Raw genomic sequence first — 410 nt, forward strand, 5'->3', positions numbered from 1 at the left:
GGGCAAATGGTCCGATTTGGTTGTCTGCGCCTACCACCGCATGGTCAAATAGACTGTAAGGTTGCACCACAGTGCCACTGGCGATTTTGCTGTTTTTGATGATACAACCTGCGCCGATTTTGACGTTATCACCTAGCTCACAGTCACCTTCAATGATGACATTAATATCAATTTGCACATCTTTGCCAACTTTGAGCGAACCGCGCAAATCAAAACGGCTTGGGTCAATCAAATGTACGCCTTGTTGCATCAGCGCTTGGGCTTGATGCATTTGCCAAGTACGCTCTAGATTTGCCAACTGCAGACGGTCATTCACGCCTTCGATTTCAAACTGGTGGGTCGGCGATACAGTGGCGATTTCGATGCCATCATCCACCGCCATGTTGACGATATCGGTGAGGTAGTATTCG

Annotated in this window: 1 pseudogene; it reads right to left on the reverse strand. The window is 48.3% G+C overall.

Features of this window, described 5'->3' with window-relative positions:
• Nucleotides 1-410 (reverse strand): annotated as a pseudogene (locus M3175_RS26175) (hypothetical protein); the annotation flags it as partial.

Source organism: Robertmurraya korlensis (assembly GCF_023715225.1).
In the GTDB taxonomy this organism is placed as follows: Bacteria; Bacillota; Bacilli; order Bacillales; family Cytobacillaceae; genus Robertmurraya_A.